At 43.7% G+C, this 21116-nt stretch carries 14 protein-coding genes; 4 read left to right on the top strand and 10 right to left on the bottom strand.

The features are described from left to right. Nucleotides 1-73 precede the first annotated feature (73 nt). From CWO27_RS10495 to CWO27_RS10470, 6 genes are all read right to left on the bottom strand, one after another. The gene (locus CWO27_RS10495; RefSeq protein ID WP_102432362.1) at nucleotides 74-1387 is read right to left on the bottom strand and encodes an HlyD family type I secretion periplasmic adaptor subunit; all 1314 of its coding nucleotides are present in this window, start codon (nucleotides 1385-1387) and stop codon (nucleotides 74-76) included. After that, nucleotides 1380-3548: a peptidase domain-containing ABC transporter gene (locus CWO27_RS10490; protein WP_102432363.1), complete on the bottom strand. Its 2169-nt coding sequence runs from the start codon at nucleotides 3546-3548 to the stop codon at nucleotides 1380-1382. The genes CWO27_RS10495 and CWO27_RS10490 overlap by 8 nt, the downstream gene beginning before the upstream one ends. After that, nucleotides 3545-5191, bottom strand: a complete 1647-nt coding sequence (locus CWO27_RS10485; protein WP_107898938.1) for an ABC transporter transmembrane domain-containing protein — start codon at nucleotides 5189-5191, stop codon at nucleotides 3545-3547. Before CWO27_RS10485 ends, CWO27_RS10490 begins: the two co-directional genes overlap by 4 nt. A gap of 178 nt (nucleotides 5192-5369) precedes the next feature. Next, nucleotides 5370-6005, bottom strand: coding sequence for a CatB-related O-acetyltransferase (locus CWO27_RS10480; protein ID WP_102432365.1), 636 nt, complete (start codon nucleotides 6003-6005; stop codon nucleotides 5370-5372). A gap of 419 nt (nucleotides 6006-6424) precedes the next feature. Beyond that, nucleotides 6425-7537: an NADH:flavin oxidoreductase gene (locus CWO27_RS10475; protein ID WP_102432366.1), complete on the bottom strand. Its 1113-nt coding sequence runs from the start codon at nucleotides 7535-7537 to the stop codon at nucleotides 6425-6427. A gap of 287 nt (nucleotides 7538-7824) precedes the next feature. Beyond that, the gene (locus CWO27_RS10470) at nucleotides 7825-8460 is read right to left on the bottom strand and encodes an SDR family oxidoreductase (RefSeq protein ID WP_102432367.1); all 636 of its coding nucleotides are present in this window, start codon (nucleotides 8458-8460) and stop codon (nucleotides 7825-7827) included. 231 nt (nucleotides 8461-8691) lie between these two features. On the opposite strand from CWO27_RS10470, the gene CWO27_RS10465 reads away from it, so the two are divergent. Then, nucleotides 8692-10626, top strand: coding sequence for a winged helix-turn-helix domain-containing protein (locus CWO27_RS10465; protein WP_102432368.1), 1935 nt, complete (start codon nucleotides 8692-8694; stop codon nucleotides 10624-10626). A gap of 148 nt (nucleotides 10627-10774) precedes the next feature. Here CWO27_RS10465 and CWO27_RS10460 read toward each other — a convergent pair whose 3' ends face one another. The 4 genes from CWO27_RS10460 to CWO27_RS10445 form a co-directional block, all read right to left on the bottom strand. After that, nucleotides 10775-11896, bottom strand: a complete 1122-nt coding sequence (locus tag CWO27_RS10460) for a phospholipase A (protein WP_102432369.1) — start codon at nucleotides 11894-11896, stop codon at nucleotides 10775-10777. A 4-nt stretch (nucleotides 11897-11900) separates the two neighbouring features. Next, entirely contained in the window at nucleotides 11901-12581 is a 681-nt protein-coding gene (locus CWO27_RS10455) for a DUF3313 family protein (RefSeq protein ID WP_017081484.1), read from the bottom strand. A gap of 126 nt (nucleotides 12582-12707) precedes the next feature. Then, nucleotides 12708-15755 carry an efflux RND transporter permease subunit gene (locus tag CWO27_RS10450; RefSeq protein WP_102432370.1) on the bottom strand — a complete coding sequence of 1016 codons (3048 nt, stop codon included), beginning with the start codon at nucleotides 15753-15755 and terminating at the stop codon, nucleotides 12708-12710. A 9-nt stretch (nucleotides 15756-15764) separates the two neighbouring features. Continuing rightward, nucleotides 15765-16916 carry an efflux RND transporter periplasmic adaptor subunit gene (locus tag CWO27_RS10445; protein ID WP_102458799.1) on the bottom strand — a complete coding sequence of 384 codons (1152 nt, stop codon included), beginning with the start codon at nucleotides 16914-16916 and terminating at the stop codon, nucleotides 15765-15767. Nucleotides 16917-17159: 243 nt separating this feature from the next. Between CWO27_RS10445 and CWO27_RS10440 the strand changes: the two genes are divergently transcribed. The 3 genes from CWO27_RS10440 to CWO27_RS10430 all read left to right on the top strand — a co-directional run bounded on the left by CWO27_RS10440 (nucleotide 17160) and on the right by CWO27_RS10430 (nucleotide 21032). Then, nucleotides 17160-17420, top strand: coding sequence for a hypothetical protein (locus CWO27_RS10440; protein WP_017081481.1), 261 nt, complete (start codon nucleotides 17160-17162; stop codon nucleotides 17418-17420). A gap of 146 nt (nucleotides 17421-17566) precedes the next feature. Then, nucleotides 17567-19285, top strand: coding sequence for an aspartate-alanine antiporter (gene aspT, locus CWO27_RS10435; RefSeq protein ID WP_107898937.1), 1719 nt, complete (start codon nucleotides 17567-17569; stop codon nucleotides 19283-19285). Between the two features lie 148 nt (nucleotides 19286-19433). Then, complete coding sequence (locus tag CWO27_RS10430; protein WP_102431691.1) at nucleotides 19434-21032, top strand: bifunctional aspartate transaminase/aspartate 4-decarboxylase; 1599 nt, start codon at nucleotides 19434-19436, stop codon at nucleotides 21030-21032. Nucleotides 21033-21116 lie beyond the last annotated feature (84 nt).

Genomic DNA, 21116 nt, shown 5'->3' with positions numbered 1-21116 from the left:
ACGCTATGTGCTCCCTTTTTAATAGTTGTTTCTTGTATCATTCTGAACAAAGAGACGATTGTGATTCTTTGAGTTACCTTTCACCAAATGCAACACTGATATTGGTATAAATTGGCTTCCAAAGATATTGGAACACCGACTTCTCGCCCGTCGTGATATCTACCTCCCCCGTCATACCCGGCAGAATTGAAAAGCTCTCAGGATTATCACGGAAGTACGGCGTTTCAACCGATACCACAACCTCATAGTAAATCTCGCCTCGCTCGCTTTGACTGGTGGTTGGTGAAATACTTTCCACCTCACCTTTCAGCGCCCCAAAGCGACTGTAATCAAACGCGTCAATCTTGATTCGAGTCGGCTGCCCTACACTCACAAAACCAATATCTCTTGGCGATAAACGAGCTTTAAAGTCAGCTTTCCCACCAACAGGAACGATTTCAACCACAGTGCCACCTGGCTGAATAACACCACCGTTTTGGGTGCTTGGCAGGCTTTGCACCAAGCCTTGTAGCGGTGACACCAACATAGTGTTCGTCAATTTAGCCTGGCTTGAACGAACTCTGGCATTCAATGCTGATAAGTCAGATACTGCTTTAGAACGATCGTCGCTGACTTTCGCCTTCGCCTCTGCTAAAAGCTGTTCAATTTTTTGCTCTGTACTGTCTGCTTGCTTGATTAACACAGCTTTCTTACCACGAGCTTCTTCGATTTTCTGCTCTATGCTGGCCAGCTTTTGGCGCATTTCAAGCACACGTAAGCGTGAAATGTTGCCCGATTTATAACCCTTTTCTAGTATATTCAACTCTTGCTTAGTCGCATTTAGCTCTTTCTCATAACTCGGCAAGGCCTTTTCTACACTCCGAAGTTGCTCTGCAATTTGCTCGCTCTCTTTCTCAAGCACCACACGTTTTTGGAAGTAGAGGGCTTTCTGCGCGTTCAGTTGAGCTTTTTGTTGGCTAACAATCTCAGGATAATCGACCTCGAACTCAGCAAGGTTAGGCTCGCGTTGCTCAAGCAACGCATTCATACGTTCCACACTGGCTAGAAGCGTCACTTGTTGAGACTTCAATTCTTCAAGAGCGGTACGTTGGAAAGTGGCATCAAACTCAACAAGTGGCTGACCTTTCTCAACCAACTGACCTTCTTTAACGAGAATTTGCTTTAATTTACCGCCAATCGCGCTTTGTAGTACCTGTTTTTCGCCTTCAGGAATCACAGCGCCTTTGGCTTTTGCAATTTCATCAACTTGAGTGACTACAGACCAAGTGGCAAAAGCAATAACACATAAGGCAACCGACCATGTCGCCAATGCCAATGTACGAGCCGTATTTTGTGATTCAACAAGTTCACCGTAGCGCTTGCCCTTCTCGATAGATTGTTTAGTCATTAGCGACTCCTTGCTTAGACTCTGATTGTTCTTGTTGGGCTGCATTTTGTTGAGCAGACGCCTCTTTTCCTTGGGAAGCTTGAGGTTCTGAAGACTGCTCCGGCTCTAATGGACCGGCATAAACCACTGTACCTTCATTTAATACCACCACTTTATCGGCAAGCTTGATTAAATCCGGGTCGTGGGACGTGTAGATCACCGTTGCTTTTCCTTTTTTCGACTGCACAAACTCACCAAATATACGTTTAGCATTTGGGTGAGCATCAGGCACAGGATTATCCATTAAGAACATTGGGTAGTCATAAACCAGCGCTTTCGCGTCAATGAGGATCTGCGCGACGCTGCCAGACAACATGTCAAAAAGACTGTCCGGCTGAATACTGCTGATGGAAGTATCGAGCCCGCCTGATAATGTCTCGAACCAACGCTTTCCGCCGACCATTTCAATCGCAGAGATCATTTTCTGATCTTCGACTTTATGACCGTCGTTTAGCCACTCTCGAATACTCAGCGTAAGCAAATCAGGATAAGCTGCTCGAATGAAACACCAGTGGCGATAGAGCTGCGGGTCGTATTGAACGAGGTTAACGCCTTCAAGCTCGACCATGCCATTTTGGATAGGTTGTAAACCAGACAATACTTCGATCAAGGTTGATTTACCGCTTCCTGAAGGGCCAGTAATCGCAACAATTTCACCCGCTTCAATATCAAAGCTCACACCATTCAAAGCGGGGCGACTCTGTTTAGGATAACGCAGTGTCACTTGGTCTAATTTCAAGTTAGGCGCTACCACAGGTAACGGGTGATGCTGGTAACTGAATTCACGCTCGGACGGCTGAGACAAGATACGGTTCACTTGCAATTTGGATTGATTAAAGCTGTTAAAACGCATCGCACTGTTTGCCAACACCTGAGCGGGACCCGTCACTTTAGATATCAACATCATTGAAGCAATCAAACCACCGGGTGTCATCACTTGTTCGAAAATAAGTCCAATACCTAAGCCCATGACAGCCAATGTTGAGCCCACTCCGATAAAGTAATAAATAGAGGTGTAACGACTTTGCAGAACTGCTTGATTGAACGTCACTGTAGAGGCAAGCAGATTGGCCTTTTGAAAACGTTGGATCCAGTGCTCTGAAAACCCAGCACTGCGAATAAAGGCAAGTTTGGATGACAGTTCATTGGTCATGTTTTGACGATTCGTACCTGCTACCGTCGATTGCATTGAGCACTTACTACTCGAACGTATCGCACGTTTAGCTAATAGGTAATACAGAACCAAAGAGACGATCGGAACCAGCACTAACCACCCGCCTAACACACCAATTGCGAGTACAAAGATTAGAATGAATGGCAGATCAAACAACGCATTTCCTAATGGTCCTGATAGCACACCTGAAATACGCTCCGACAACATCACTTGGTTTTGCTGACTAGAAGATGCTGTTTGCTGATTTTGAGCATAGCTATTTCTTAGCAGACGCTGCACGAGGGATTGGGATATCTCACGACTCACTCGGTTGGACACTGAAGCAAATACTCGGCTACGCAATGTCCTTAACCAACCCATCATTACAAACAACAACGCCGCGCCAATGGCGATACCTTGCAGCTCATGCCCTGCATCACCACCAATCACATGGTCATAGATCGACATCGTGATGAATGGAACAGCAAGTGCAAATAAGTTAGTGATAAAACTGACCAACAGCAATTTAGGAATGATATGACGAAACGCATGTAACCGTTCGCCAACCCAATCAGGAGAAGCTTTCTCTAGTGGTGGGCCTTCGATAACAATGCAAAACTGTGGTATATCGGCAATGTCTTCATTGGCATCAAAAGCAATAAACTGTTTCGATTCTATATGACCAGAGACCAGCTCATGTTCACCAAGTACCAGTAAGACCAATTTATGTTCACCAACTTCATCTAGGTTGGCAACCAAGCGATAAGGCAGTGCAAGCCTGTCGAACAAGGCAAACATATCGTCTATTGATTCAATGCCATTCTCATCGACCCATTGATGTGCGAACAATTGGATATTCGCATTCACTTCCAACTGCTTGAGGACGGAAAGACTCTCGGTTTCTAAATGGTTCATCACCTCTTGTCGACCATCCGTATCTGCACGGTTGCTAGCATCTAAACGATTCATACGACGGCCTCCTGATTGATCTCACTTTGTTCGGTAATAGCTCGACTTTTCACTGTAATTATTCGATTAGCTAAATCTCGAAGTTTCAAATGGTAGCTCACCATCAGTATCGTGCGCCCTGCCGTCACTTCTTCTTCCAACACCTGAGCTAGATTTCCAAGAGCGTCTAAATCAAGTGAAGAATCAGGCCTTTCTAACATGATTATGGGTTTATCACTTGCCAATTGAGCCGCGATATTGAGCATTTTCACGTTACCCATACTCAACAAAGAAGCACTCGTATGGCCAATTTGTGTCTCGAGCCCATCGGGTAATCGAGTAATCTCTTTGGTTAAACCCAAACGCTTTGCATAGTCACTGGCGCTTTGCGTTTTCTCAGGGTCAAAGCCACATAAGTTATCAAGAATGGTCCCCGACACCAGTTGTCCTTTAACGCCACAGTAGGCTGCAATGTTGCTTACCGATGCGATTGAAACGGCAGCTCCGTTAATGAAGCACTCACCCGCTTTTAGATCATCAATACCTGCAATCGACGACAATAAATGACTGTTGGTGTGGCGATCCTCACTCTCTAACAATACCAACTCACCTTTATTCAGTGTGACATCTGCATAAGCAAGTTCACCGTATCTTTCGACGGTCGCTTGCTTAATTTCCAGCGTCTCAAAGTCAGATAAAGGGGTCTCAGGTTGCTCAGAATCTGAAAACTCAGATAGTGACAAGTCATTCAATTTTTCTATTGCCTGATTGGCACTGTGTATTGAATTAAGCTTGATTCGAACCCCAACCAGTGCACTCAAAGGCGCAACCGCTCTGCCCGATAAGATAGAACATGCCGCCAACCCACCTGTGGTTAACTGACCATCCAACACCCACAAGCTCCCCGTAATCACCAGTAAAACTGACGTCGCTAATGCAGCAAGCTGAATACATTCTTGGGCGAAGGCGTTCTGTTCTTCTTCTCTCGCTTTAGACTGAGAGCGAACATTATTGAGGGATTTGAACTGATTGAAGATTCGAGACTCAACGGCCTGGCGTTTGATTCCCTGAATGGTTTGGCTTAGTAAAATCAAGAACGCTTTTCGCTCCTGCTCATCTTGGGAAGCCTCTTCACTTAAGCTTTTAACGCGAATAGAAGATAACCAAACGATTCCAAGAGTAATCAGCCAAACTGCCAAAGGTATCGCCACCAGCTCACCACCGATGTAAGCCACCAAGCCCAAGAAGATCAATGCAAAAGGCAAATCAATAAAGCCTGCAATCACACCACCGGAATACCAATCTTTGACTTTTGATACTGAGCCCAGCCCCTCTTCCACGCCGCCAACACCAATGTGGCGAAGATGGCCTGATGAAGCCGTTGTTACTCTTTCAACCAAGGTTTGATAGGTCGCTTTCTCGGTATTGCTGGCCGCGGCTGACAAAAGCCAAGTACGCACAAACCGGATTAATGCTTCCATGGCAACAGCCAACGCTGCACCCGCCAACAACAAAGTGGCAGTACCGTAACTTTGGTTAGGTAAAATACGATCGTAAATTTGTAAAACCGTTAACGGAACGGCGAGAGAGAGAAGATTTATGAGTAAAGAAGGCAGTAGGACTTTCCCCACCACCCCTTTGTTTTTCATTGAACTTGCGGGCATACACAATCCTTATCCATGCTTATGAAATAAGATTGGTACACCATGTTGAGTATTGCAAGGTAACGGACTGATTTAACGTGTTTTTCAATATAAATATGACACAGATCTTTCTACACAAATCTGTGGCTATACCCGTACCTTAAAAACGCACCTTACAAATGCTCGTTACAAGTGCTCCTTACAAACAATTGTCGTAATCCGTTATCGCCTGCTTTAACTTTGAAAAGTCTGGGTTACATAAATACGGTTTCAGCGCTTCAAATTTATCTGAGGGCCACTCGTATATTTTGAATGAAATGAGCTCGTCAATAACGGACTCATCAAAGCGGTATTTGACGACTTTAGCTGGAGAACCACCGACAAGGCTGTAGGGTGCGACGTCTTTAGTCACCACACTATTCGCTGCAACTACAGCGCCTTCGCCAATCGTCACACCGGGCATCACCATCGCTCGCATGCCTAACCACACCCCATCTTCAATGTGAGTATCGCCTTTGCCAATGTAGGCGTCGTCGATAACATCCACAAATGGATACAGTGAAAACCAATCAACTCTGTGTGTATGGTTGCCGCCCATTAAAATCACAACCTCTGCGCCAATACAGACATAATCACCGATATGGAGTTCGTCGATTTCCCATCGAGGCTCCCACTGGCGGCTGACTTCGTCGCCGTGTAAATAACGCACTACCGATTGTTCAAAACCGTTATCCCAGTAATCGCTGTAATAACTGTGTTGACCTTTTACATGAATATTGGGGTTGGTTACGACTTCATGCAACAACTCGAATTTGGACCAATGCTTCTTTTGCATTTTTACCTCTGAATGATCTATTTAGTTTTATTCGTTAACTATCAAAATGTTCGACGATGCAAATCCAAGGTGCACAAACTAGCACCCCCATAAACACAGGGTTCACCGGGATAAATAGTGAGTATCACGCTTAAATCATAGCAATGCCGCTAAAACTAAAGAGGCGTCAGTGGATTCGAGGTTGCTTAAGAAGAGGAAGTAGTTTCAAAGTTTGCTCAGTTTTTATCGATAACTTGGTTGGATAATTTACAGGTGTAGTGTATCTGTTTAATCGCACCCATTTGACAGTCAGATGTGATTAATAAGGTTTCAAATTTCGTTTCATAGAATACGGAATGAATAGAGCCTGTGCGATTACACAGGATCAAACATAGGCTCGGCTATAAATTTCGGCTCACGCTTGGAGCTAGGTTCAGCGATTACATACGAGCAAGCTGTACTTTTCTGTCTTTATTCACGACACAGAAGTTGCCACGCTTAGTTCGGCATTTTGAACATCTTTCGCACTCAACAGGGCTTCTGTCCCCTTCTTTCCAACGCTTTACCAAATGTGGTTCAGAAAGCAGCGGCCTTGAAAGCGCGAAATATTCAATACCTGTGTTGTTTGCAATCGCTTCGATAGCATCAAAATCCGTTAGACCACCAACCGTGATAACTGGGATATTAACGTCTTGGCTGATCGCATGACCATATTCGTGGAAGTAGCCTTCAGCTTGAATAGTAAAACCATCGTGCGACTCGCCAATCATAGTGTCTGCCTTGCCATGAATATTACCTGATACGACAATGCCATCAACGCCGACTTGTTCAAGCTTTTTACAAACTAAGCGCGTTTCGTCGAAGGTGACACCACCTTCAAAAAACTCCGAAGCTGTAAGCTTAACCAAGATAGGGAAATCATCACCCACCAGCTTGCGCGTCGCAGTATAGATCTCTAACAGAAATCTCATGCGATTCTCTAGGCTACCGCCGTATTCATCTTCACGTTGGTTGTAATAAGGGCTTAAAAATTGATTAATCAGGTAAGTGTGAGCAGCATGAATCTCAACACCATCAAAGCCTGATTTTTGTGCTCTCAATGACGCTTGAGCAAAGGCATCAACAATGTAGTCAATCTCGCGTTTGGTCATCGCTTTGCCTAGTGTTTGAGTTCCTTTTTCTGGAACCTCACTTGGTGCGTAGATCACTCGCTCGCCAAGATCATGCGTGGTCTTTGTGCCACCGTATGCCAATTGCATGACGATTTTAGAGTCATTGTCATGAACCAATTGAGTGAGCTTTTGATACTCTTCAATGAATGAGTCGTTATACATGCCCATCATGCCCGCATTCGGCTTTTCTTCTTCAACGATGTTCGCGTAACCCGTCACGATCAGGCCGACTTCACCTTGAGCCAACTCTTCGTAGATAGCGTACAGTTTATCTGTCATATGCCCGTCTTCGGTGGCCATATTTTCCCACGTTGCACTTCTCATGAAGCGGTTCTTTAGTGTCATCTTGCCAATGTGGGTTTCTGTAAACAAAGTGCTCAAGTGTCTTCCTCTCAAAATCGTATTGCGCGAGTTACCCATTAAGCATGGGCACTGATTCAGGCGGATACTACAGAGAATAAACTAGGGAAAACTTAATCTAGATTAAGAGAGCGCCACTCTCATCTGAGAAAAAGGCAGAAAGAGACAGCAAAAGAATAGAAAGGCAGGAATTAGAGAGAACAAAGGAAGCAAACAAAAGCCGCTTAGTTTAGCTAAACGACTTCAGGGATTTATAAGCTTATAGCTTTATAGCTTGAAGGCTTTACTAAAAATCAGACTTAACAGCGTTATCCATATTGAACCGTAGGATCAACACACTGATAGATCTGCCCAATGCTCGCTTCATTGGTTAACAAGGCTTCAATAAGGCGCGCCACTTCTTGTCTGTAAATCACACCATGAACTTCGACTTGCTGGGACAGCTCACCGTTGCCAGTCTCCTCGCCGTCTAACAAGCCACCCGGACGTAAGATGGTGTAATCCAGAGAACTCGAGGTTAGCCAAGCTTCGGCCAACGACTTTTCACGAACCGCTGCGCCAAACCCTTTTCGAGATCGCTCCGACAAATACTGCCAAGAGTCACCACAACCTAACGACGTTACCAGCACAAATCGAGCAATACCATTGGCTTCAAGCGCATCAGTCAGATGTCGGTGTCCAATGTAATCAACGGGAATGTCAGCTCTGAAGCTGCCCATACTAGAAACGACCAGTGTCGATTTAGGTAACTGAGCGACCACAGATTCAACCTGTTCTTTATCGGTAGCATCACAACGCAGTGTGGTGATACCAAGTTCAGCCAAGCGCGTGTTCTTCTCTAGGTTTCTCGCAATCGCTATTACTTGATAATCTTGTTTGTGAAAATGCTCAACAATTGCAGCACCCAGCCCACTTCCTGCTCCCCATACAACGACCGTACTCATAAAAAACCTCATAATATTCATGTTGTAGTGATACTAACCAGACAATTTAAACCGTTCCTTTATCGAGATCAACAAATGAGAATAAGTCTCAATATTGTTTTTATTTTTTTGCTGGCTCTCACTAATCCGCTCAAAAGCACGTCCACTTATCATAATTAGACATTGGTTAATTGAATTGCCCAAACATGTCTACTAAAGTAATTTTAATACAATGACTTAGTCTCGGTGGTTATGAAAAAAGAACGCATTCAATACTCTTTCGACGTGTGGTTATTTATTCCTGATGAAGACAAACTCATCATGAATGATGAAGACGTGATCATCGACAATCGCTTGTCCAAGCTACTCAACTTTTTCTGCCAAAATCCTAAGATCGTATTCTCACGAGATGAGCTGATTAATGAAGTCTGGAATGGCTCAATCTTGACGGATCAGGTGATCACGCAAGCTATTTTTGAACTGCGCAAAATACTCAAAGCGGCTGAACGACATTCAATGGGACACATCATCACCGTGCCCAAACGCGGTTATAAACTCGATGTTGATGTCCACAAAACCATCTTAGTACCTGCAAGTGTCACCACAAATACCGTATCAGTTACAGACATGAATCATGCACCTAATGCTTTTGGTTCCTTTCCTTCAACTCAATCAGACGCACCAGATACATCGCCAGTTTTGGATGAGGATAAAAAACAACAAGTCGAACCAAAAGCAGAATCGGTTACTGGTGAGAACCTAATAAGCAATCAAGGCTCAGAGGCCAAAACCGTACTCGAAGAATCTGAAGAGAGTTCAATCGATGCAACCTCAGAAAAACCTGCTTCACAAGAACCTATTCAGCCTGTTGATCAGCAACCTAGCGCTTCGAGACCTAGCGATTCGAGCTATGTCGATCCAAGCCATACCGATTCGAGTACAGCACAGTCCGTTCAACAGTCACCTGTAAATAAAACAGCTAACGACAAACAAGCGCCTATCGCAGAAAATAAACCTCAGAAAAGAACGTCTCGTGCTGTTATGTTTGGGGGCGCTATAGTTATTGCGCTTGGACTTATTTGGTGGACGTTAAAACCGACCAGCCCTACATCGGACGCCTTCGATTTGAGCAGTTTAAATACCGCCGCTAATGAATCAAACCAACCACTCGCTGACTCAAATCAATCAACGGAACAAAATCGTCTTAATCAAACAGTAGACAGTCAAAACCTAGATGCCCACAAAGCACACGAATCTGTGCACTACTTATCTTTAGAACCTAGATATATCTACGTAAGTATCGATGACAACTTGAAGACGGATGCCTTTAAACGTGGGATCATTCATAAATTAATGAGCTACTTGACCACCTATCGCGATTTTCGTGTCGTAGTCGATGAAACCTTGGTGCCGAATTCAGCCAACGTGATCAGTTTCAAGAGTGAAATTGATGGCGACAGAGAATACCTTGATATCACCTACTTCAACCGAATTTCTAATTTCAGACACCTAGGTCGAGATTACCTGATTGACCCGGCTTCACTCCACACGACCATGCGTTCAATGCTCGATGATCTATTGGATTCATTTAATTTGGATATTCAAAAATCGATATTGAAGCAGCAAATCTCTGAGTTACCCAAACAAGAAGAAGCCTTAAAGCTCACCCTTGAAGCGCTCGGGCTCACCTTCATGACGTTAGACAGAACCGACACCTTGTCTAAGATCGCCCAAGCCAATGAGCTAGAACCCGACAACCACTTCGTTATGTCGAACCGTTACATGTATGAGCTTGCCGACATTTTTATAATGAGATCGAAGAATAAGAATAAGAATAAGCAGGTTGAAGCGCTCAATAAGAAATTCAAAAAACAGTTACTCAATGCTCAGAACAATGCTAACTCTTATCGAGTCTATGACGCGTTAGCAGCCTACTTCCTCACTGAAGATAACCCTGACCAAGCCGAATACTATCTAAGCTTGATTCCGAGGAATGAATACAGTGTGATGTCTATGATTATCTTGGCAAAAATTGAAGAATCTCAAGGCAACCCTTCAATGGCGGAAGAGTACTACTATGAAGCGATATTAGAATCTGGCCACCCTGTGGTTTTGAAAGTCGCTCAAACGTTGTTTTTCAAAAGTAACATCACCGAGATTGAATCCAAATTGGGTATCAATCAATGATTAACAGCTCTTAACTATTGGCTGTTAACTATTAACTATTGGCCGTTAGCTATTAATATAGAAAACACACCGCTTACTCAGGCGGTGTGTTTTTGGGTTCTCACAGAAATCGTTAATCGCTCAATCGTTGATAAAAAAGCGATAACCGCTATAAGGCATTGGTTAGCAGAATACCCACACCAATCCTTTCACTGTTGTAGTCATAATCAATCAAGCTTTCTCCATAGCCTTTGTAGTACTGGACATACCCTTGAAGCCGGCCATACAGAGGAAAGCTGAGTGATGTCTGTATTCCACCATACCCGGTTTGAAAGTTGTAGCGACCCAATGCTGAAACCTCAAAACCATCCCATTTGTAAGCGCCAGACAATTCATAGTGACCCAAATAGTCTTGAATATCAGGGTTGTCATCGCTACTGCTCGACTCAGGAATTCGGTACCAAGGCTGGAAATAAACCGCAAAGTCATCTTCGGTATACCCTAGCCCAACATAAGCGCGGTTCCAGCTACGACTAAGCTCTGCCGTTCGTCCGTTAGATTCATGCTCTAAACCCAAACGCGAAAACCAAACACCATCAGCTGACTCGATGTTCAAAGGCGTTTCGTAAAAGATCTCTGGGCGATAGTTAGTCTCTCTAAATGGTGCCGAGATATCAGAAGAGTACGCCTGCCAAAATGATTTGAGCGTAAAACCAAAATAGATTTTGTCCGCTTGATTAAAAACACCATCATCAACCACTGGAATTTTTAAACTTAACTGCAGTTTGATCTCTTCATCGCTGAGGTCATCCGCTTTACCTCCGAATCGCTCATCCCCATAGGGCTGTGTATTCACGTTGGTCATATGAGTCACTGGCAAAATATAGTTCAAACGATAAGGCGTTATAACAAACGGGTTATCTTCAGTTGTGTACTCCATCTTCAATCGCGGGACTTTAGACTCCAGTGCACTTTCGCTGATGGAGTCTAAACCGTCTTCGCTGGTTTCACCCGACAACTTATTCTCGGGTGTTTTGTTTGATGTAACGGCTTCTTGGGATGCGCATTGCTGCTTTAACCACTCAATACTTTGTTGATTGGTTGCTTTGGCCAATGAAGACAAAATACATTGCTCATAGCTTGCTCGTTCATCAACACCGCTAGTATTGGCATACGCTGAAGCATTCACAGCGAGGCCGATAACCAGTAGAGCAAGCGTGTTTTTGTGTCCAGCTAGCCTTTCACCAACCCCAAGGCGTTTACTAGCGCTGTTCTGTTTACGAGATCGCATGACTCTACCCTTGGTCTTTATCTTGGTAAGTCACTTCAAACGCAAAGTCGACCGCTTGCTGAGTAATTTGCTCAACGTTTTTATCAAGCATCTCGATGGTGATTTCTGATTTGTCGTTCTCAAGTACGCCATTATCGTTCACGACGAAAATACGGCGACCAATGAGCTGAGATGAATCATGATCTTTCAGATCCACACTCGCCAATATACGAATAGAGCGATCACGAGTACCTGCCGCGTATTTTACAGCGCCGATAACCGAACCTACTGGGATAAACTCAGTCACACGCATGTCTTCAGGAATGTCATTGATATCATATAACTTCACGCTAATATCAAGCTCCTTGTTCTCCAAAACTACGTTCTTGTAGCCCTGTAATTTCTCAGCCAACTTCTCATCCATTTTCTTATGGATCTGTGCTTTAAATTGAGACTGAACCTCCTTTGATACATGCTGATCAACACCCGAGCTTTTCATGCTAACGGTTGTAAATTCAAATTGATTAAAGTGAAGTGACGCGCTGTCTTTCGCTATCCAAGAAACGCCTTTCCTATCATCATCAAACTGGCTATCAATAAAATAATGGTTTGAGTCGACGCTCTGGATTTCTTGTTTATCTGGCATGTTGCTTGAACAGCCAGCAGTGAATAAAACGAACAATGGGAATAGGTAATGTAGTTTCATGTGAACCTCTAGTTTTCTAAATTTTGAGTGCACGAATCCCTGAGCGATAAGGCTCATAAAATGGGACTCGTGTTGATTAAACTTCTATGTGTATTGGCCGCGTAACGTTAGCAGCCAGATAACGGACTAAACTTCTTGCTCTTGCCCGCGGTGATCCGCAGCCAAGTAGGTATATATCGTTGGTACCACGAACAGGGTGAATAATGTGCCCACCGACATACCCACCGTGATGACCAAACCAATCGAGAAACGGCTTTGAGCACCGGCTCCGCTTGCAATGAGCAGTGGTACAACACCAACAACCATGGCTGCGGTTGTCATCAATACTGGTCTCATTCGAACGGTAGCCGAACGAATGGCCGCTTCACGTCGGCTGCATTTCAATTCCTGTTGCATTTGGTTTGCAAACTCCACAATCAAAATACCGTGCTTACTAATCAAGCCTATCAAGGTCACCAGCCCCACTTCGGTGTATATGTTGAGCGTATCAATGCCTAAATACAGTGGCATCAGGGCGCCAAAGATAGACAATGGAACACTGGTTAATACCACTAGTGGGTCTCGCAAACTTTCAAATTGAGCAGCCAGAACCAAGTAAATAATCACAAGAGCAAGGAAGAACGTCGTAACCAGTGAAGAGCCTTCTTGTAGGAACTGTCTCAATTGGCCTGAAGTGTCTGTCGTATAAGACTTAGGCAATATCTTCGCCGCCCCTTCTTCCATCACTTTATAGGCTTCCCCGATACTGATTCCCGGCATCATTTTCGCTTCAATCATGGCGCTGTTAAGCTGTTGAAACTGATCCACTTTCGATGGCTGCACTGATTGGCTAATTTCAATCAATGATGCCAGCGGTACCATCTCATTGGTGTTAGAGCGCACGTGGTAGTTCTTCAAATCATTCCAAGAGTTACGGTTCTCGTTAGGTACCTGAGTGATAACTTGGTAGCTGCGCTGATCCATCGAGAAGTAATTCACGAAGCCTTCACTGATAAAGCGAGACAACACGGTACCGATGTCTTGTGCGTTCACGTTCATCTGAGCCGCTTTATCGCGGTCGATGCGAATCTCTACTTGTGGCTTATTAAAATTCAGGTCGTTTTGCACATAGATGAACTTGCCACTCTTCTGCGCGTACTCTTTCAGTTTTTCAGCGTACTGATAGAGTTCTTGATAAGAACCCGTTGGCGTTTTCAGAACCATTTGGAATGGCAAGCCTTGCGGTGTACCTGGTAAATCTGGTGGAGAGAAGGTATACACCTGCAAGCCCGGTAATACAGAACTCTCTTTTTCGAAACGTTGCATTACTTCTTTTGCCGTTGCGTCACGCGAATCCCAATCTTTCAATACACCCAAACCAAAGAACGCATTGTTGTTCATGTAACCGTTATCTAGCATGGTCATTTCGACTTCATCGTTCTTGCTGATAGAGTCAATAAGAGCCGGAGTAAAGTGGCGAATGTAATCGGTATTCGCTTGTGCAGGACCTTGCCCCATCACAATCATCACGCCCTGATCTTCTTCAGGTGCCAGTTCAGATGAAGTATTCATAAACATGAACACCAGACTGATCATTAACGTTCCTACCACTGGCCAAATATAAACACGGTTGTTCAACACATGTTCGAGCACTTTTCGGTAGCGCTCTGTTACGCCTTCAATCACTGCATCGATCTTCTTAACCAGTTTTCCGTCGAGAACCGATTTATTAAGCAGTTTTGAACACATCATCGGCGTTAGCGTTAAGGCGATGAAACCCGAAATTAGTACTGAACCCGCCAAAGTGAATGCGAACTCAGTAAACAGCTTACCGGTGAGTCCTCCCATGAAACCAATCGGCGCATACACTGCGGCCAATGTAATGGTCATCGCGATAACCGAGCCTGCAATTTCACGAGCACTGTCTATAGCAGCCTTAATTGGGCTGGTACCATCTTCTAAGTGACGAAAGGTGTTTTCCACAACAACGATGGCATCATCAACCACCAGCGATATTGCTAATACCATGGCAAGCAGCGTCAACAGGTTAATACTGAAGCCCATGCTCAACATGAAGAACATAGAGCCAATCAATGACAAAGGAATCGTTACAAGTGGTATCAACATCGCTCGCATTGAGCCCAAAAAGGCGAAGATAACGATGACTACGATCAGTGCGGCTTCGATTAAGGTTTTTGCTACTTCATCAATTGAGGTTTCGATAAACTTAGTCGAGTCATAGATTACATCCGCTTTAATACCTTCAGGTAAGCCTGCTTGGATCTGTGGAAGCAATTCGTAAATGCCTTCAACAACGGTCAATGGGTTAGATGTTGCCGTATTACTGATCGCCGTTGATACGGTAGTCACACCATTGAATTCAACGTCTGAGTCATAGTTTGCTGCGCCTAGTTCAACCGTCGCCACATCTTTTAAGTGCACCAGTTGCCCGTCATGCGCTTTCAAAGCCATGTTCTTGAAATCGTCTACCGAACTTGAATCGGTATGAGCGTTAATATCAACTTCGATATAAGGGTTTTGCAACTTGCCCGCCGCACTCACAATGTTATTTGCACGAAGCGCGTTTTGAACATCTTCAGCCGTCAGACCATATGAAGCCAGTCGTTGAGGGTTCAGCCAGATTCGCATTGCAAAATCTTCTTGCCCCAATATGTCGACCTTTGACACCCCTTCAACAGTAGAGAAAGTCGGCTTAACCACACGGCTCACATAGTCCGAGACTTGCTCCGTCTTCAATGTGTCACTCGAAAATGAAACATATAAGATCGGCGATTGAGACGTCGATTTAAGAATGCTCGGGTCCAATACACCCGACGGCAGCTTATATTTCACTTGCTGCACGAGAGACAAAATTTCGGTCAAAGCACTATCCGACGGATACCCTAGCTTCAAATAAACGGTAATCACGGACTTACCCAGAGCACTATCCGATGTCATGTAATCAATGCCCGCTGTTTGAGCAATTTCTGCCTGCAGTGGCTGCGTCACATACCCTTGAACGCTGGATGCACTGGCACCTGGATAATTCGTTGTAATGGTAATAACGCCCGTTTCAATTTCTGGATATTGGCGCACTTGCAGTGAGGTAAAAGCTTTAAGACCTAACACCAACAGTACAAGGCTTAATACCGTAGCCAAAACTGGACGTTTGATAAATACATCAGTAAATGTCATGGGAGTTTCCTAGTTACTTTGCTTAGTACTTTTATCAGTAATCAACGGATGTTGGTTATTAACCAGAACCCATCCACTATTCTTGAGTTGGTGTTGGTTTGAAGTCACAACAACATCCCCCTCTTTCAAGCCCGAAACCACACCAACATAACCGCCTTGTTTGGGGCCGACTTCAACAGTGCGCTGCACAACCTTGTACTCGTAAAATGGTGATGCATCGTTGCTCGAATGTTCGCTGGCCTTTTTAGTCGACGTATCCAACACAAACACGGTGTTTCCGTATAAGGTGTAACTGATCGCAACAGAAGGTACTGCCACGATAGTGTCCGATTCTGATGTGATTAACGTAGCGTCGACATACATACCCGCCTCTAACGGCACGGCTTGGTTAGCCATGGCTCTCAATTCGATATTGTGCGTGTTGCTGTCTGAGCTCGGTTCAATGGCAGAAATCGTGCCGTGAAAGACTTCGTCGTTCGTTGCTTCTGAATAAAATTGTAAATCTTGCCCTACCTTCACATCGTGTAAATAAAGCTCTGGAATAGAGAAATCGACATATTGCTTTGATTTGTCTTCCAGCTCGACAATCGCTGTGCTTGAATTAATAAAGTCACCCACATCGATATTACGAATCCCAACGCTGCCAGAAAATGGCGCTTTCACTTTCATGTAGTCAATTTGCGTAGCAATATATTCCAGCTTTGCACCTTCAGCATTAAATTGAGCTTGTAGCTTATCAACCGAGTTTTTTGAAACACTGTTATTTCTAAGGAGCAATTTATTTCTCATCAATTCGACTCTAACCAATTCAACTTTGGATAGCTGGCTCTTATAGTTGGACTTCAATAACGCATCATCCAATTTAACAAGAACATCACCCTTATTTACTTGCTGACCTGAAGTAAAGAGAATTTCTTTTACTTGGCCTGACATTTGGCTCGTCACATCAATAGATTGATTAGAATGAATGTTACCAATGACTTTTAAACTTTTATCCCAAGTATCTTGATTTACTTTTTCCGTTGTTACAGATATAGCTGGCAATTTAAAATTAGCGACCTTCTCTTTGATCATTTCACCTTTTACATAATGAAAGCCAAATACAAAAGACAGTAATATAAAAAGAGCTGACCCGACAATAACGCCTTTATACTTACTCATGTGTTCACCTTGTTTTTTAAGTCTGGTCATTCTATCTATCGACACTGCCAATAAATCAAACTCATATAACATCCACCCAATCTTATATAAAATAAAAATCAAACCTTAAAAATCAAACACTTAATATAAAAATACCAATCGGCACTCAATTTTTGTTTTATTGCTATTTTATTTGAACATGATTTATCTATTTTCTCGATCGATATAATTCTCATCGTTCCTTAAAAAATAAACGAGTTAACTATGTCGAATCAAATTAATCACACTAAAGTCGCTATTAAAGAAAAGATGAAACGTATATATGGAGAAGATGTTACCCATAAACATAATAAAGACCATTTAGAATATAGAGAACATCAACCCTCTCATTCTGGTCAACATGGTGGCGACCCAGAAGGTCATAAGCATTTAGTCAATCACCATTCTGATGGTCATCATGATAAACATCACAAAGATAAAATGCATGACCATAAAAAATCATCGCGACTTCATCATAAAAAGTAGAAGACTGGATGAAGTTCAGATTATTAAAAATAAAGCATTAGATCAGTTCATCAACCAAATGTTGATTAATGCTTAATCAAACGTTAAACCAAATTAAAAAATGAAATAGCGAGTCAATGATGATGCTATTTCATTCAAGGATTACTATGTCATTTATTATTGAACAACTTAGAGACTATCCGTTTATAGCGCTCTTTTTATCACTCGGTCTCGGTTACTTAATTGGTAAAATTAAAATCGGTAAGTTTGAATTAGGTGGAATCGCAGGTTCACTGCTTGTTGCTGTAGCACTTGGTCAGATCGGCGGTATCATGATCTCTAACGAAGTAAAAAGCATCTTCTTTGCTTTATTTATTTTTATGGTGGGTTACAACGGCGGTCCGCAGTTTTTCTCGTCATTCCGCCTTTCATCGCTAACACGCTTATTCGCTTCGTTTGTGATGACGTTTGTAGGATTAATCACGGTTGTGTTGCTATCTAAATGGGCAGGACTAGATAAAGGTTTAGCGGCGGGCCTTGCGGCTGGTGGCTTAACACAATCGGCAATCATAGGTACTGCAGGTAATGCTATCGATCAGCTGAACCTAGCGCCAGATGTCACCTCAACGCTTAAAACAAACGTGGCTGTGGGTTACTCAATCACCTACATCTTCGGCTCTCTTGGTCCGATTCTAATGATGTCACTCATTCCAATGGTAATGGGTTGGAACATAACCAAAGAAGCGAAGAAGCTTACGGAAAAAATGGGCGCAGGCAGCAAGCAGCTAAACGAGGGTGAATTCTCTGCATTGAACCGCGTATCTTCTCGTGCTTATCAAGTGACCGCGAACTCTATGTTTGTTGGAAAAAGTGTTGTCGAGTTAGAAGAAGCATTCGATGCCGACCTCACAATTGAAGCTATTTACCGCTCACACGAAGACACAGAATCAACGTTAGATTTGGCGAAGAACCCTATTTTAGCGGCGGATGACAAAGTTTACCTTACTGGTCTGACTCAGGCATTTCCTAAAGTGACCTCGCTGGGTGTCGAACTCGGTGAATTTAGTGAAGAAAGCAATGTTGTCCAAACACAACAGAAGGTCGTACTCACGAATAAGAAACTAGCGGGTATTACGCTACGTAAGCTTCACGATGAAACGAACGCACGTATACGTCGTGGTGTTTATATCACTCAGCTATCACGCATGGGCCATGATATTTCGACATTGCCAGAAACTGAACTGCACATTGGTGACGAAATCACCTTAGTTGGACAAAAAGAAGACATAGCTAAAGTCATCAAAAAAATTGGCTACAACAGCCCACTGCCTAGTGTTACTGACTTCGTAACAATGTCTTTCGGCATGGTGCTTGGCTATCTGATTGGCGAGATTGGTTTCACTATCGGTGGTTCTCATATCGCTCTAGGTTCAGGTTTAGGTTGTCTGGTTTCCGGCTTACTTGTGGGCTACTTAAGAATGCGTACACCTCGTTTAGGCAGTGTTAACCATGGCGCAGCCAACTTTATGCAGACATTCGGCCTTGCAGTATTTGTTGCGGTTGTTGGTATTAATGCAGGCGCTCCAGCGCTGACGGCAATCAAAGAGAATGGCGTAACGCTCTTACTGCTAGGTGTGTTGGTCACTCTAATTCCTCAAGTACTGACGTTCCTATTCAACTACTACGTACTCAAAATCAAAAATCCAGTAGAAGCGCTAGCGGTTATCGCGGGTAGTCGCAGTGCAAACCCTGCATTCGCATCGCTACTAGAAAAAACACAAAACAGCACACCAGTACCGAGTTTCACGATGACTTATGCGGTTGCCAATATCTTCCTCACCTTATGGGGTCCGATCATCATCAACCTAATTACCAAAATTTCGTAATCAACACCGAATCAGCCAATTGATGATTCAACTTATTCATTAACGATTTAACACAGTAGCTAGCCAAGCAGGCTAGCTGCTCAAAGAAATTAACTCATTTATATATCCAAAAAACTTGGATCTTAAACAAATTTAAAGAGAAACGACTATGAAACGCACAGATGAAAAACGCCTAGAAACACTAAGCCCATTCGAAGTAAAAAACACACTGATCGACCTTGCTCAGCATTCACATGAGAAAACTATGATCAACGCTGGTCGTGGTAACCCAAACTGGGTCGCGACAGCGCCACGTGAAGCCTTTTTCCAATTAGGTATGTTTGCACTAGAAGAATCAAAATCGAATTTCTCAGGGTATGAAGGCTTTGGTGGAATGGGAGTTCAACAAGATATTAGCCTGCGCTTTCTTCAGTTTTGTGAAAAATACGAAGACCAAGAAGGTGTGCAATTCCTCATTGAAGCCTTCCAGTTTATTACGGATCAATATCAGGTAGACGGTGATGCGCTTATTTATGAATGGGTTGAGGGGATTCTAGGTAACAACTACCCAGTGCCTGATCGCATGCTCAAATATTCGGAACTCATTGCTCGTAAATACATCGAGCAAGAAATGGCAGGCTGTCAGCCGCTACCTGCTGGCAAATTTGACTTGTTTGCAGTTGAAGGTGGTACCGCAGCAATGGTCTACATCTTCAATACATTGAAGAGCAACCGCTTATTAAACAAAGGCGACACGATTGCGATTGGCGCACCAATTTTCACGCCTTACATCGAGATGCCAGAGCTTGAAGATTATTCACTAAACAAAGTGGAAATCATGGCAACAGAAGAGTCGGCGTGGCAGATTCCTGATTCAGAATTAGAAAAGTTAAACGATCCAAGCGTAAAAGCGTTCTTCTTAGTGAATCCAAGTAACCCAGCATCAGTAAGATTAAGTGACGAGACGCTCTTGAAGATCGCAGAAATTGCTAACCGTCGTCCTGAACTCATCCTACTGACTGATGATGTTTATGGCACCTTTGCAGATAACTTCACTTCGTTAGCGATGCTTGCTCCGAAGAACACAATTCTAGTGTATTCGTACTCTAAGTATTTTGGTGCTACTGGCTGGCGTTTAGGCGTAATTGGCGTTCACGAAGACAGTAACTTCGACCGCATGATTGCAGATCTCCCGGAGCAAACCAGAGACACATTAACAGCACGATACCAAGGCATCTCCCTTGAACCGAGTAAGATTAAATTTATTGACCGTTTGGTGGCTGACAGCCGTGCTGTCGCACTGAATCATACTGCTGGCCTTTCAACACCTCAGCAAATCCAGATGACGATGTTCTCATTGTTGTCATTGATGCAAGGTGGTGAAGAATATAAGCGCTTGGCTAAGCAGATTGTGCGTCGTCGATACAATACTTTGATGCAGAAAAACCTAGCAACGCCAATCATTGCTGAAGGCGATAAAACAGGTGCGTTTTATTATGTAGAGATTGACCTGAAAGAAATCGCTCAAACAGTTCACAGCGAGGGCTTCTTCTCTTGGTTAGAAGAAACCTACGAACCGCTAGACTTCTTGGTTCGCCTTGCAGAAGAGCATGGTGTGATTGTCATGCCGGGCGCAGGGTTTGATGCTCCAACATGGTCACTACGTGTGTCTCTCGCGAACTTAGAAGAAGAGCAATACGCCAACATCACGAAAGCGATGAATGAGGTAATGCAAAGCTACGTAGAGCGCTACCAAGCGACTTGCTAACATCGAACAACAGCTAAAAAGCTCATAGAGAAATGATAAAAGCTGAGTGTAAGTTCACCGACTTAGGTTGGCCTACACTCAGCT

It is taken from the genome of Vibrio sp. 10N.286.51.C3, assembly GCF_003050065.1.
Classification (GTDB): Bacteria; Pseudomonadota; Gammaproteobacteria; order Enterobacterales; family Vibrionaceae; genus Vibrio; species Vibrio crassostreae.
Note: the sequence above shows the minus strand (reverse complement) of the source record. Positions and strands in the feature narration are given on the sequence as shown.

What these genes read in the sequence shown, in the direction of transcription:
- CWO27_RS10495 (WP_102432362.1), bottom strand. Translation starts at nt 1,387, where the DNA reads ATGACTAAACAATCTATCGAGAAGGGCAAGCGCTACGGTGAACTTGTT.
- CWO27_RS10490 (WP_102432363.1), bottom strand. Translation starts at nt 3,548, where the DNA reads ATGAATCGTTTAGATGCTAGCAACCGTGCAGATACGGATGGTCGACAA.
- CWO27_RS10485 (WP_107898938.1), bottom strand. Translation starts at nt 5,191, where the DNA reads ATGCCCGCAAGTTCAATGAAAAACAAAGGGGTGGTGGGGAAAGTCCTA.
- CWO27_RS10480 (WP_102432365.1), bottom strand. Translation starts at nt 6,005, where the DNA reads ATGCAAAAGAAGCATTGGTCCAAATTCGAGTTGTTGCATGAAGTCGTA.
- CWO27_RS10470 (WP_102432367.1), bottom strand. Translation starts at nt 8,460, where the DNA reads ATGAGTACGGTCGTTGTATGGGGAGCAGGAAGTGGGCTGGGTGCTGCA.
- CWO27_RS10465 (WP_102432368.1), top strand. Translation starts at nt 8,692, where the DNA reads ATGAAAAAAGAACGCATTCAATACTCTTTCGACGTGTGGTTATTTATT.
- CWO27_RS10460 (WP_102432369.1), bottom strand. Translation starts at nt 11,896, where the DNA reads ATGCGATCTCGTAAACAGAACAGCGCTAGTAAACGCCTTGGGGTTGGT.
- CWO27_RS10455 (WP_017081484.1), bottom strand. Translation starts at nt 12,581, where the DNA reads ATGAAACTACATTACCTATTCCCATTGTTCGTTTTATTCACTGCTGGC.
- CWO27_RS10450 (WP_102432370.1), bottom strand. Translation starts at nt 15,755, where the DNA reads ATGACATTTACTGATGTATTTATCAAACGTCCAGTTTTGGCTACGGTA.
- CWO27_RS10445 (WP_102458799.1), bottom strand. Translation starts at nt 16,916, where the DNA reads ATGAGTAAGTATAAAGGCGTTATTGTCGGGTCAGCTCTTTTTATATTA.
- CWO27_RS10440 (WP_017081481.1), top strand. Translation starts at nt 17,160, where the DNA reads ATGTCGAATCAAATTAATCACACTAAAGTCGCTATTAAAGAAAAGATG.
- aspT (WP_107898937.1), top strand. Translation starts at nt 17,567, where the DNA reads ATGTCATTTATTATTGAACAACTTAGAGACTATCCGTTTATAGCGCTC.
- CWO27_RS10430 (WP_102431691.1), top strand. Translation starts at nt 19,434, where the DNA reads ATGAAACGCACAGATGAAAAACGCCTAGAAACACTAAGCCCATTCGAA.